10 protein-coding genes are annotated in these 12,833 nt (G+C 63.4%); 7 read left to right on the plus strand and 3 right to left on the minus strand.

Features of this window, described 5'->3' with window-relative positions; translation table 11 throughout:
• Positions 1 to 5 precede the first annotated feature (5 nt).
• The gene (locus ACF8MI_RS10680) at positions 6 to 791 is read left to right on the plus strand and encodes a TenA family transcriptional regulator (RefSeq protein ID WP_060497556.1); all 786 of its coding nucleotides are present in this window, start codon (positions 6 to 8) and stop codon (positions 789 to 791) included.
• Positions 792 to 913: 122 nt separating this feature from the next.
• On the opposite strand, the gene ACF8MI_RS10685 is transcribed toward ACF8MI_RS10680, so the two are convergent.
• From ACF8MI_RS10685 to ubiG, 3 genes are read right to left on the minus strand one after another with little or no spacing between them, the layout of a single operon-like run.
• On the minus strand, positions 914 to 1,654 hold the full coding sequence (locus tag ACF8MI_RS10685) for a YciK family oxidoreductase (RefSeq protein ID WP_200928726.1): 741 nt from the start codon (positions 1,652 to 1,654) through the stop codon (positions 914 to 916).
• A gap of 29 nt (positions 1,655 to 1,683) precedes the next feature.
• Positions 1,684 to 2,355 carry an N-acetylmuramic acid 6-phosphate phosphatase MupP gene (gene mupP, locus ACF8MI_RS10690; RefSeq protein WP_104834147.1) on the minus strand — a complete coding sequence of 224 codons (672 nt, stop codon included), beginning with the start codon at positions 2,353 to 2,355 and terminating at the stop codon, positions 1,684 to 1,686.
• A gap of 2 nt (positions 2,356 to 2,357) precedes the next feature.
• Positions 2,358 to 3,056, minus strand: a complete 699-nt coding sequence (gene ubiG, locus ACF8MI_RS10695; protein WP_016715017.1) for a bifunctional 2-polyprenyl-6-hydroxyphenol methylase/3-demethylubiquinol 3-O-methyltransferase UbiG — start codon at positions 3,054 to 3,056, stop codon at positions 2,358 to 2,360.
• Positions 3,057 to 3,166: 110 nt separating this feature from the next.
• Between ubiG and mtnA the strand changes: the two genes are divergently transcribed.
• The 6 genes from mtnA (at position 3,167) to cmk (ending at position 12,723) form a co-directional block, all read left to right on the plus strand.
• Positions 3,167 to 4,243 carry an S-methyl-5-thioribose-1-phosphate isomerase gene (gene mtnA, locus ACF8MI_RS10700; RefSeq protein ID WP_104834148.1) on the plus strand — a complete coding sequence of 359 codons (1,077 nt, stop codon included), beginning with the start codon at positions 3,167 to 3,169 and terminating at the stop codon, positions 4,241 to 4,243.
• Between the two features lie 246 nt (positions 4,244 to 4,489).
• Positions 4,490 to 7,255: a DNA gyrase subunit A gene (gyrA, locus tag ACF8MI_RS10705; protein WP_060497553.1), complete on the plus strand. Its 2,766-nt coding sequence runs from the start codon at positions 4,490 to 4,492 to the stop codon at positions 7,253 to 7,255.
• A gap of 204 nt (positions 7,256 to 7,459) precedes the next feature.
• On the plus strand, positions 7,460 to 8,545 hold the full coding sequence (serC, locus tag ACF8MI_RS10710) for a 3-phosphoserine/phosphohydroxythreonine transaminase (RefSeq protein ID WP_060497592.1): 1,086 nt from the start codon (positions 7,460 to 7,462) through the stop codon (positions 8,543 to 8,545).
• Positions 8,545 to 9,639 carry a prephenate dehydratase gene (gene pheA / locus ACF8MI_RS10715; RefSeq protein WP_016715021.1) on the plus strand — a complete coding sequence of 365 codons (1,095 nt, stop codon included), beginning with the start codon at positions 8,545 to 8,547 and terminating at the stop codon, positions 9,637 to 9,639. Before serC ends, pheA begins: the two co-directional genes overlap by 1 nt.
• A 193-nt stretch (positions 9,640 to 9,832) precedes the next feature.
• Positions 9,833 to 12,040 carry a bifunctional prephenate dehydrogenase/3-phosphoshikimate 1-carboxyvinyltransferase gene (locus ACF8MI_RS10720; protein ID WP_233458233.1) on the plus strand — a complete coding sequence of 736 codons (2,208 nt, stop codon included), beginning with the start codon at positions 9,833 to 9,835 and terminating at the stop codon, positions 12,038 to 12,040.
• Positions 12,037 to 12,723, plus strand: coding sequence for a (d)CMP kinase (cmk, locus tag ACF8MI_RS10725; RefSeq protein ID WP_060497551.1), 687 nt, complete (start codon positions 12,037 to 12,039; stop codon positions 12,721 to 12,723). The genes ACF8MI_RS10720 and cmk overlap by 4 nt, the downstream gene beginning before the upstream one ends.
• Positions 12,724 to 12,833: the final 110 nt, after the last annotated feature.

The following is a 12,833-nucleotide window of genomic DNA, read 5'->3' on the forward strand; positions in this document are numbered from 1 at the left end:
TGAAAGTGATTGATGCATTCGTTCGTATCGGGCCTTTGATGGACCCCGCCAGCTACCCCCAGTGGGCCCAGCAACTGATTGAAGACTGTCGCGAAAGCAAGCGCCGGGTGGTCGAGCATGAGTTCTATGCGCGCCTGCGCGATGGCCAGCTCAAGCAGTCGACCATTCGCCAGTACCTGATCGGTGGCTGGCCGGTGGTGGAGCAGTTTTCGCTGTACATGGCCCACAACCTGACCAAGACCCGTTATGGGCGGCACCAGGGCGAAGACATGGCGCGGCGCTGGTTGATGCGCAATATCCGGGTTGAGCTGAACCACGCCGACTACTGGGTGAACTGGTGTCAGGCGCATGGCGTACACCTGCATGAGTTGCAGGCCCAGGAAGTGCCGCCCGAGCTGAACGGCCTGAACGACTGGTGCTGGCGTGTGTGTGCTACTGAGAACCTGGCCATTTCCATGGCGGCGACCAACTACGCCATCGAGGGGGCTACCGGGGAGTGGTCGGCGGTGGTGTGCTCGACCGACACCTACGCACAGGGCTTCCCGGAGGACCAGCGCAAGCGGGCGATGAAGTGGCTGAAGATGCATGCCCAGTATGACGATGCGCACCCGTGGGAGGCGCTGGAGATCATCTGTACCCTGGCGGGCGAGAACCCGACGCTGGGGCTGCGCACCGAGCTGCGCAGGGCGATTTGCAAGAGTTACGACTGCATGTTCCTGTTCCTGGAACGGTGCATGCAGCTGGAAGGGCGCCAGCAAGGCCGCCTGCGCCCTGCGTTGGCAGCGGGCTAAGGCCCTGGGGTCGCTTTGCGACCCATCGCGACACAAGGCCGCTCCTACAGGGGATCGCGTACCCTTGTAGGAGCGGCCTTGCGTCGTGATTGGCTGCACAGCAGCCCCGGCAATCTCAAGCCTTACTGAGCGTTGAACGCCTGCCCATTCACCCCGGTGCTGTCCGGCCCCATCAGGTACAGGTACACCGGCATGATCTCTTCGGGCAGCGGGTTGTTCTGCGGGTTCTCGCTGGGGTAGGCCTGGGCGCGCATCGCCGTGCGCGTGGCGCCCGGGTTGATGCTGTTGGAGCGCACCGGCGCCACGCCTTCCAGCTCGTCGGCCAGGGTCTGCATCAGGCCCTCGGTGGCGAATTTCGAAACGCCATAGGCGCCCCAGTAGGCACGGCCTTTACGCCCGACACTGCTGCTGGTGAACACCACCGACGCGTCTTGCGACAGTTTCAATAGCGGCAGCAGGGTGCTGGTGAGCATGAAGGTGGCATCGACGTTGATGTGCATCACGCGCATGAAGTTGTCGCCCGATAGCTGCTCCAGCGGCGTGCGCGGGCCAATGATCGAGGCATTGTTCAGCAGCCCGTCCAGGCGGCCGAACTGATCCTCGATCATTACCGCCAGTTCGTCGTACTGGTGGGGCAGGGCGGTTTCCAGGTTGAACGGGATGACCACCGGTTGCGGATGCCCGGTGGCTTCGATCTGGTCGTAGACCTCGTTCAGGTTGGCCTCGGTCTTGCCCAGCAGCAGCACGGTGGCGCCTAACGCGGCGTAGGCCTTGGCGGCAGCGGCACCGATGCCGCGGCCGGCACCGGTAACCAGAATGACCCGGCCTTGCAGCAGGTCGGGGCGGGCGGTGTAGTCGAACATGGTAGGTCCTTCGTGTTCGTTGGCGGGGGTCAGCAGCCGCACAGCGCGCTGTCGATCACTTTGCGCAGTTCCAGCGGGTGGTCCACCACCACGTCGGCACCCCAGTTGTTTGGGTTGTCCTCTGGATGAATATAGCCGTAACGCACCGCCGCCGTGCGGGTGCCGGCGTCGCGGCCAGACTCGATGTCGCGCAGGTCGTCGCCGACGAACAGCACGCTGGCCGGGTCCAGGTCCAGGGTTTTGCAGGCCAGGATCAGCGGCTCGGGGTCGGGCTTGCTGTTTTTCACATGGTCCGGGCAGATCAGCAATGCCGAACGCTCGGCCAGGCCCAGCTGCTGCATGATCGGCTCGGCGAAACGCACCGGCTTGTTGGTGACCACGCCCCACACCAGATTGCCTTTCTCGATGTCGGCCAGCAACTCGGCCATGCCGTCGAACAGCTTGCTGTGCACCGCGCAGTCGCGCTGGTAGCGCTCCAGGAACTCCAGGCGCAGGGCCTCGAAGCCTTCGGCCTCCGGGGCCATGGCAAACGTGGCGGCTACCATGGCGCGGGCACCGCCCGAGATCACGCCGCGGATCAGGTTGTCGTCAACGGCCGGCAGGCCGCGCTCGGCGAGCATGGCCTGGCAGATGGCGATGAAGTCTGGCGCCGTGTCCAGCAAGGTGCCGTCCATGTCGAAGAGTACTGCTCGCAAACGCATGCTCATTCCTCGCGCAGGGTCTGGATCATGTAGTTGACGTCGACGTCGCTGTTGAGCTTGTAGTGCTTGGTCAGCGGGTTGTAGGTCAGGCCGATGATGTCTTTGACTTCGAGGCCGGCAGCGCGGCTCCAGGCGCCCAGTTCGGATGGGCGGATGAACTTCTTGAAGTCGTGGGTGCCGCGCGGCAGCATTTTCAGGATGTACTCGGCGCCGACGATGGCCAGCAGGTAGGCCTTGGGGTTGCGGTTGATGGTGGAGAAGAACACCTGGCCGCCCGGCTTGACCATACGGTAGCAGGCGCGAATCACCGAAGACGGGTCGGGCACGTGCTCGAGCATTTCCAGGCAGGTGACCACGTCGAACTGTTCAGGCATCTCTTCGGCCAGGGCTTCGGCGGTGATCTGCCGGTATTCCACCTGCACGCCGGACTCCAGCTGGTGCAGTTGGGCCACGGCCAAGGGAGCTTCGCCCATGTCGATACCGGTCACCGTGGCGCCGCGCAGGGCCATGGCTTCGCTGAGGATGCCGCCGCCGCAGCCGACGTCCAGCACCTTCTTGCCGGCCAGGCTGGCGCGTTCGTCGATCCAGTTGACGCGCAGCGGGTTGATTTCGTGCAGCGGCTTGAACTCGCTTTCGCGGTCCCACCAGCGGTGGGCCAGCGCTTCGAACTTGGCGATTTCGGCGCGGTCGACGTTGCTCATTGAACAGTCCTCTGAAACTTCGCAAAATTGCGCCGGAGTATACCCGAGCGCTCGGCCCCGAGGGTCGCTATAATCGCCGGCTTTTGATATCCGAACGACGGGGAGAGGCGATGCGCGAGCGACTTTTGGCGGCGGAGAAGGTGACCGGGATCCGCTGGCAGGGCGGCGTCCTGCACCTGCTCGACCAGCGCCTGCTGCCCTCGGATGAACGCTGGCTGGCCTGCGACAATGTCGCGCAGGTGGCGGCGGCGATCCGTGACATGGCAGTACGCGGCGCTTCGGCCATCGGCATTGCCGCCGCTTACGGCCTGGTGCTGGCCCTTGAAGAGCGGCTGGCCGAAGGTGGCGATTGGGAAATGGACCTTGAAGAGGACTTCCTCTGCCTCGCCGAGGCGCGTCCCACCGCAGCCAACCTGTTCTGGGCGCTGAACCGCATGCGCGAGCGCCTGCAGCGCCTGCGCCCGGATGAAGACGTGCTGGCAGCGCTGGAGGCCGAAGCCGTGGCCATCCATGAAAGCGACCGTGAAGCCAACCTGACCATGGCTCAGCAAGGCATCGAACTGATCCGTCGTCACCAGGGCAATGCCCAGACCCTGCTCACCTACGGCAATGCGGGTGCGCTGGCCAGCGGCGGCTTTGGTACCGCGTTGGGGGTGATCCGCGCCGGCTACCTCGAAGGCATGGTCGAGCGGGTGTATGCCGGCGAAACCCGCCCCTGGCTGCAAGGCTCACGCCTGACCGCCTGGGAGCTGGCCAACGAAGGCATCCCGGTCACCCTGTGCGCCGACTCGGCGCTCGCCCACCTGATGAAGACCAAAGGCATCACCTGGGTGGTGGTGGGCGCGGACTGCATCGCTGCCAATGGCGACGTGGCCGGCAAGATTGGCACCTACCAGCTGGCGGTCAGCGCCATGCACCACGGTGTGCGCTTCATGGTGGTGGCGCCGAGTACCAGCATCGACCTGAACCTGGCCACTGGCGAGGATATTCCGCTGGAAGAGCGCGCGGCCGACGAACTGCTGGACATTGCCGGTACCCGGGTGGCGCCGGATGTGGAGGTGTTCAACCCGGTGTTCGACGTGACCCCGGCCGACCTGATCGACGTGATCGTAACCGAGCGAGGCATTGTCGAACGCCCGGATACCGCCAAACTGGCGCAGTTGATGTGCCGCAAGCGGTTGCACTGAGGGCGTAGGGCGGCACAAGATTCACGGCAAGCACACCCGTGCCACATCTCCCCACCGCCCCCGCCTTTGTGATAACATCCGGCAGTTTCCAAGACCGCCCATCACGGCGGCCTTCATTGCGCAGATCCATGGCACAACTCATTGATTTGTCGTAAGTCGTCGCACCCTTATGCGCTGCGGCGGCGAGCTTCGTTCGGCCCTTGATGGAGCTGCGAAGTTTCACCAGAAAAAGGAATCAGGCTTCTCATGGGCGAACTGGCCAAAGAAATCCTCCCGGTCAATATCGAAGACGAACTGAGACAGTCTTACCTCGACTACGCGATGAGCGTGATTGTCGGGCGAGCGCTGCCCGATGCGCGTGACGGCTTGAAGCCCGTGCATCGTCGCGTTCTCTATGCGATGAGCGAACTGGGCAACGACTGGAACAAGCCGTACAAGAAATCCGCCCGTGTGGTCGGTGACGTGATCGGTAAGTATCACCCGCACGGCGACACTGCGGTCTACGACACCATCGTGCGTATGGCCCAGCCGTTCTCGCTGCGCTACCTGCTGGTCGACGGCCAGGGCAACTTCGGTTCGGTGGACGGCGACAACGCCGCAGCCATGCGATACACCGAAGTGCGCATGACCAAGCTGGCCCACGAGCTGCTGGCCGACCTGCACAAGGAAACCGTCGACTGGGTGCCCAACTACGACGGCACCGAGCAGATCCCGGCGGTCATGCCGACCCGTATTCCCAACCTGCTGGTCAACGGTTCCAGCGGTATCGCCGTGGGCATGGCGACCAACATCCCGCCGCACAACCTCGGTGAAGTCATCGACGGCTGCCTGGCGCTGATCGACAACCCGGAAGTCACCATCGATGAGCTGATGCAGCACATCCCGGGCCCGGACTTTCCGACTGCCGGCATCATCAATGGTCGCCAGGGCATTATCGAGGCCTATCGTACCGGCCGTGGCCGCATCTACATGCGTGCCCGTTCCGAAATCGAAGACATCGACAAGGTCGGCGGCCGCCAGCAGATCGTCGTGACCGAGTTGCCGTACCAGCTGAACAAGGCGCGCCTGATCGAAAAGATCGCCGAGCTGGTAAAAGAGAAGAAGATCGAAGGCATCACTGAACTGCGCGACGAGTCCGACAAGGACGGCATGCGCATCGTCATCGAGCTGCGTCGCGGCGAGGTGCCGGAGGTGGTGCTGAACAACCTCTATCAGCAAACCCAGCTGCAGAGTGTGTTCGGTATCAACGTGGTGGCCTTGGTCGACGGCCGTCCGCGCCTGCTCAACCTCAAGGACCTGCTCGAAGCGTTCGTCCGTCACCGCCGTGAAGTGGTGACCCGCCGCACCGTGTTCGAGCTGCGCAAGGCCCGCGAACGCGGCCACATCCTTGAAGGCCAGGCGGTTGCGCTGTCCAACATCGACCCGGTCATCGCCCTGATCAAGGCCTCGCCGACACCGTCCGAAGCCAAGGAAGCCCTGGTTTCGACGCCGTGGGAATCCAGTGCCGTGCAGGTCATGGTCGAGCGCGCCGGCGCCGATTCCTGCCGCCCTGAAGACCTGCCAGAGCAATACGGCCTGCATGACGGCAAGTACTTCCTGTCGCCGGAGCAGGCCCAGGCCATTCTCGACCTGCGCCTGCACCGCCTGACCGGCCTGGAGCACGAGAAGCTGCTGGCCGAGTACCAGGAAATCCTCGAGCAGATCGGCGAGCTGATCCGCATCCTCAGCAGCGCCGAGCGCCTGATGGAAGTGATCCGCGAAGAGCTGGAAGCCATCCGTGCCGAGTACGGTGATGCCCGACGTACCGAAATTCTCGATGCGCGGCATGACCTCAACTACGGCGACATGATCCCGGAAGAGGAGCGTGTGGTCACCATCTCCCACGGCGGCTACGCCAAGACCCAGCCGCTGTCCGCCTACCAGGCCCAGCGCCGTGGCGGCAAAGGCAAGTCGGCCACCGGGGTGAAGGACGAGGACTACATCGAGCACCTGCTGGTCGCCAACAGCCACGCTACCTTGTTGCTGTTCTCCAGCAAGGGCAAGGTGTACTGGCTGAAAACCTACGACATCCCTGAAGCGTCCCGCGCTGCCCGTGGTCGCCCGCTGGTCAACCTGCTGCCGCTGGAGGAGGGTGAGCGCATCACCGCCATGCTGCAGATCGACCTCGAGGCCCTGCAGCAGAGCGCTGGCGCCGAAGAAGAGCTGGACGAGGCGGAAGACGCCGTGCTCGAAGGCGAAGTGGTCGAGGCCGAGGAAGTCGACGAAGAAGACGGCGACACCCCTGAGTGGGTGGCCGAGCCGACTGGCGCCTACATCTTCATGGCCACCGCTTCGGGTACCGTGAAGAAGACGCCGCTGGTGCAGTTCGCCCGTCCGCGCTCCAACGGCCTGATTGCCCTCAAGCTGAAAGAAGGTGACACCCTGATCGCTGCAGCCATTACTGACGGCGCCAAGGAAGTCATGATGTTCTCCGATGCCGGCAAGGTGATCCGCTTCGCTGAAAGCGTGGTGCGCGAAATGGGCCGTAACGCCCGTGGCGTACGTGGCATGAAGCTGGGCAAGGGGCAGCGGATCATTTCCATGCTGATCCCGGAATCGGGTGCACAGATCCTGACTGCCTCCGAGCGTGGCTTCGGCAAACGCACCCCGCTGTCCAAGTTCCCGCGTCGCGGCCGCGGTGGCCAAGGTGTGATCGCCATGGGTACCAAAGGGCGCAACGGTCTGCTGATCGGCGCCATCCAGGTGCAGGAAGGCGAAGAGATCATGCTGATCTCCGACCAGGGTACGCTGGTGCGTACACGGGTGGGTGAAGTGTCCAGCCTGGGTCGTAACACCCAGGGCGTGACCTTGATCAAGCTGGCTGCCGACGAGACGCTGGTGGGCCTGGAGCGTATCCAGGAGCCTTCCGAGGACGAACTCGACGATGTGATCGAGACGGACGAAGAGGGCGTCGAGGCCGAGGCGCCAGACAACGAAGAAGCTGCTGGCGCCGAAGAGGCCCCGCAGGAGTAAGCAAGCGTAAACCCGAACGGGGCGACCAAGGTCGCCCCGTTTGACTGAATAGGCCGGGCATTGCCTGGCCCTGTGGGAGCGGGCTTGGCCGCGAACGAGGCGCCGCGGTGTATGGCACCGGCTTCGCCGGTGTTCGCGGGCAAGCTCGCTCCCACAGGGTTCCCGCAGAACTAGCTGTTTAGATCTATTAGAGCGAGAGTGGATGTGAGCAAACGAGCCTTTAACTTCTGCGCAGGCCCTGCCGCGCTTCCTGACGCTGTCCTGCAGCGCGCCCAGGCCGAAATGCTGGACTGGAACGGCAAGGGCTTGTCGGTGATGGAAATGAGCCATCGCAGCGACGACTACGTGGCCATCGCTGAAAAGGCCGAGCAGGACCTGCGTGACCTGCTGTCCGTCCCCTCCAACTACAAGGTGCTGTTCCTGCAGGGTGGTGCCAGCCAGCAGTTCGCTGAAATCCCGCTGAACCTGTTGCCGGAAAACGGCACTGCCGACTACATCGAAACCGGCATCTGGTCGAAAAAAGCCATCGAGGAAGCGCGCCGCTTCGGCAATGTGAACGTCGCCGCCAGCGCCAAGCCTTACGACTACCTGGCGATCCCGGGCCAAAACGAGTGGAGCCTGACCAAAAACGCCGCCTACGTGCACTATGCATCCAACGAGACCATCGGTGGCCTGCAGTTTGACTGGGTGCCAGAAACCGGTGATGTGCCGTTGGTGGTCGACATGTCCTCCGACATCCTCTCGCGCCCCATCGACGTGTCGCAGTACGGCCTGATCTACGCCGGTGCGCAGAAAAACATCGGCCCAAGCGGCCTGGTAGTGGTCATCGTGCGCGAAGACCTGCTGGGCCACGCCCGCAGCAGCTGCCCGACCATGCTCGACTACAAGGTCTCGGCCGACAACGGTTCGATGTACAACACCCCGGCCACCTACTCCTGGTACCTCTCGGGCCTGGTCTTCGAGTGGCTGAAAGAGCAGGGTGGCGTTGACGCCATGGAACAGCGCAACCGCGCCAAGAAAGAGCGTCTGTACGGCTTCATCGACAGCAGCAACTTCTACACCAACCCGATCAGCCACAACGCTCGTTCGTGGATGAACGTGCCGTTCCGCCTGGCTGACGAGCGCCTGGACAAGGCCTTCCTCGCCGGTGCCGATGCCCGTGGCCTGCTCAACCTCAAGGGCCACCGTTCGGTGGGCGGCATGCGCGCTTCCATCTACAACGCCCTGGGCCTGGAAGCAGTGGAAGCACTGGTGGGCTATATGGCTGAATTCGAGAAGGAGCACGGCTGATGTCCGAACAGGAGCTCAAGGCGCTGCGCGTACGCATCGACAGCCTCGACGAGAAAATCCTCGAGCTGATCAGCGACCGCGCCCGTTGCGCCGAAGAAGTGGCCCGGGTCAAGACTGCCTCGCTGAAAGAAGGCGAGAAGCCGGTGTTCTACCGCCCAGAGCGTGAGGCGGCGGTGCTCAAACGCGTGATGGAGCGCAACAAAGGCCCGCTGGGCAACGAAGAGATGGCGCGGCTGTTCCGCGAAATCATGTCGTCGTGCCTGGCCCTGGAAGAACCGCTGAAAATCGCTTACCTCGGCCCTGAGGGTACTTTCACCCAGGCGGCGGCCATGAAGCACTTTGGCCACGCGGTGATCAGCCGCCCGATGGCGGCCATCGACGAAGTGTTCCGTGAAGTGGCGGCCGGTGCTGTCAACTTTGGCGTGGTGCCGGTGGAAAACTCCACCGAAGGCGCTGTCAGCCATACCCTGGACAGCTTCCTCGAGCACGACATGGTGATTTGCGGCGAGGTCGAGCTGCGTATTCACCACCACCTGCTGGTGGGCGAAAATACCAAGACCGACAGCATCACCCGTATCTACTCCCATGCTCAGTCGTTGGCCCAGTGCCGCAAGTGGCTGGACGCGCACTACCCGAACGTGGAACGCGTCGCTGTTTCGAGCAATGCCGAGGCCGCCAAACGCGTCAAGGGTGAGTGGAATTCGGCGGCGATCGCCGGTGATATGGCGGCCAACCTGTATGGTCTGACTCGCCTGGCCGAGAAGATCGAAGACCGCCCGGACAACTCCACGCGCTTCCTGATGATCGGTAACCAGGAAGTGCCGCCGACCGGCGACGACAAGACTTCGATCATCGTTTCGATGAGCAACAAGCCCGGTGCCTTGCACGAGCTGCTGGTGCCGTTCCACCAGAATGGCATCGACCTGACCCGCATCGAGACCCGCCCGTCGCGCAGCGGCAAGTGGACCTACGTGTTCTTCATCGACTTCGTTGGCCACCACCGCGACCCGCTGATCAAGGCGGTGCTGGAGCAGATCAGCCAGGAGGCTGTGGCGCTGAAGGTGCTGGGGTCTTATCCGAAGGCGGTGCTGTGATTTGAGGTTGTTGGGGGCGCTTTGCGCCCCATCGCGACCTTCGGTCGCTCCTACAGGGGGCGCGTAGGCTGGTAGGAGCGACCAAAGGTTGCGATTGGGCTGCAAAGCAGCCCCCTACGGTCTTAAAGGCTGTCTAGATTTTTGAACAGGGTTCGCACCAGTGGTAAATGCAGCAAAAACCAAACCCGCACCCATCATCAACCGCCTGGTCGTGGTCGGTCTCGGCCTGATCGGCGGCTCTTTCGCCAAGGGCCTGCGTGAAAGCGGCCTGTGCCGCGAAGTGGTCGGTGTCGACCTGGACGCCCCCTCACGCAAGCAAGCCGTTGCCTTGGGTGTTGTCGACCGCTGCGAAGAGGACCTTGCAGTCGCCTGTGTCGGTGCCGATGTCATCATGCTGGCCGTACCGATCCTGGCCATGGAGAAAGTCCTGGCCCGCCTGGCCCAGCTCGACCTGGGTGACGCGATCATCACCGATGTCGGTAGCGCCAAGGGCAACGTCGTCCGTGAAGCGCGTGCCGTTTTCGGTGAGCGTCTGCCGCGCTTCGTCCCCGGCCACCCCATCGCCGGTTCCGAGCAGAGCGGGGTAGAGGCCTCCAACGCTGCCCTGTTCCGCCGCCACAAGGTCATCCTCACGCCGTTGGCTGAAACCGACCCGGCCGCACTGGCCCTGGTGGATCGCCTGTGGCGTGCGCTGGATGCCGATGTGGAGCACATGTCGGTCGAGCGCCATGATGAAGTGCTGGCAGCCACCAGTCACTTGCCGCACCTGCTGGCCTTTGGCCTGGTCGACTCGTTGGCCAAACGCAATGAAAACCTCGAGATCTTCCGGTACGCTGCGGGAGGTTTCCGCGATTTCACAAGAATCGCTGGCAGCGACCCGACCATGTGGCACGACATCTTTCTCGCCAACCGCGACGCTGTCCTGCGCACGCTAGATACATATCGCAGCGATCTCGACGCCTTGCGCGACGCGATCGCTGAAGGGGACGGGCACCAGCTGCTGGGTGTATTCACCCGCGCACGGGTTGCCCGCGAGCATTTCAGTAAAATCCTGGCCCGCCGGGCCTATGTGGACGCTATGAACGCCAACGATCTGATTTTCCTGGCCCAACCGGGTGGCCGCCTGAACGGGCGTATTCGCGTACCGGGCGACAAGTCGATTTCCCATCGCTCGATCATGCTCGGCTCGCTGGCCGAAGGCACCACCGAAGTCGAAGGCTTCCTCGAAGGTGAAGACGCGCTGGCGACCCTGCAGGCATTCCGTGACATGGGTGTGGTCATCGAGGGCCCCAACCACGGTCGCGTGACCATTCACGGCGTTGGCCTGCACGGCCTCAAGCCACCACCCGGGCCACTGTATGTAGGCAACTCCGGCACTTCGATGCGCCTGCTGTCGGGCCTGCTGGCCGGTCAGCCGTTCGACGTCACCATGACAGGCGACGCTTCGCTGTCCAAGCGCCCGATGAACCGTGTGGCCAACCCGCTGCGCGAAATGGGTGCGGTGGTCGAGACAGGTCCGGAAGGCCGCCCACCGCTGACCATTCGCGGCGGCAGCAAGCTCAAGGCATTGACCTACACGCTGCCGATGGCCAGCGCCCAGGTCAAATCGTGCCTGTTGCTGGCCGGCCTGTACGCCGAAGGCAAGACCACCGTCACCGAACCTGCGCCAACCCGTGACCACACCGAGCGGATGCTGCGCGGCTTTGGCTATGCGGTCGAGTCGAACGGCCCGGTTGCCTCGCTGCAGTCCGGTGGCAAACTCACCGCTACCCGCATCGAAGTGCCGGCCGACATTTCCTCGGCAGCGTTCTTCCTGGTGGCAGCTTCGATCGCTGAAGGCTCCGAACTGGTGCTGGAGCACGTGGGCATCAACCCGACCCGTACCGGCGTGATCGACATCCTGCGCCTGATGGGCGGCGACATTACCCTGGAAAACCAGCGTGAAGTCGGCGGCGAGCCGGTGGCTGATCTGCGTGTGCGTGGCGCCAAACTCAAGGGTATTGATATCCCGGAAGAACTGGTACCGCTGGCCATCGACGAGTTCCCGGTGCTGTTCGTGGCCGCCGCCTGCGCCGAAGGACGTACCGTGCTGCGTGGCGCCGAAGAGCTGCGGGTGAAGGAATCCGACCGTATCCAGGTGATGGCTGACGGCCTGATCACCTTGGGCATCCAGTGTGAACCGACCCCGGACGGCATCATCATCGACGGTGGCCAGTTGGGCGGTGGCGAAGTGCATGGCCACGGTGACCACCGCATTGCCATGGCTTTCAGCGTGGCCTCGCTGCGCGCCAGCGCGCCCATCCGCATCCATGACTGCGCCAACGTCGCCACCTCGTTCCCCAACTTCCTGGCGCTGTGTGCCGAAGTGGGTATCCGCGTGGCGGAAGAGGGCAAGTCGTGAATTCGCTGGCACCGGTCATCACCATCGACGGGCCTAGCGGCTCGGGCAAGGGCACGGTCGCCGGCCTGCTGGCCCGCGATCTGGGCTGGAAGCTGCTGGACTCGGGCGCGTTGTACCGCTTGCTGGCGTTCAATGCCAGCAATCACGGCGTCGATCTCACCAACGAAGAGTTGCTGACCAAGCTTGCCGCCCATCTGGATGTGCAGTTCATCGCTGCCGAGCCCGGTAAGCTGCAGCAGATCATCCTTGAGGGTGAGGACGTCAGCAACGTCATCCGTACCGAAACGGTAGGTGCGGGTGCGTCGATGGTGGCTTCGCTGCCGGCGGTGCGTGATGCATTGCTGGTGCGTCAGCGTGAGTTCCGCGAGGCGCCGGGGCTGATCGCCGACGGTCGCGACATGGGTACCGTGGTGTTCCCCGACGCGCCGTTGAAGGTCTTCCTTACCGCCAGCGCGGAGGAGCGTGCACGTCGTCGCTACCTGCAGTTGAAGGGCAAGGGTGAAGATGTTAGTCTGTCGAGTCTGCTGGATGAGATTCGTGCGCGTGATGAGCGCGACACCCAACGTGCAGTGGCCCCGCTGAAACCAGCGGTCGATGCCATTCAGTTGGACTCTACCGAGTTGTCCATCGAGCAGGTGTTGCAACGTATCAGGAGCGAGATCGCCCAGCGCGACCTCCTCTGATAGCCAGGAGAGCAGGCAGGGGCACCAGTCAACGTCCTGCCGGCTTTCCTTTACTTAAAACAGACCCACATTGTCTGGAATGTGGCGAGGGGCGTTTGTTTCGCCCGAAT

Origin of the sequence: Pseudomonas sp. yb_9, from assembly GCF_043103635.1 — a bacterium.
Taxonomy (GTDB): domain Bacteria; phylum Pseudomonadota; class Gammaproteobacteria; order Pseudomonadales; family Pseudomonadaceae; genus Aquipseudomonas; species Aquipseudomonas monteilii.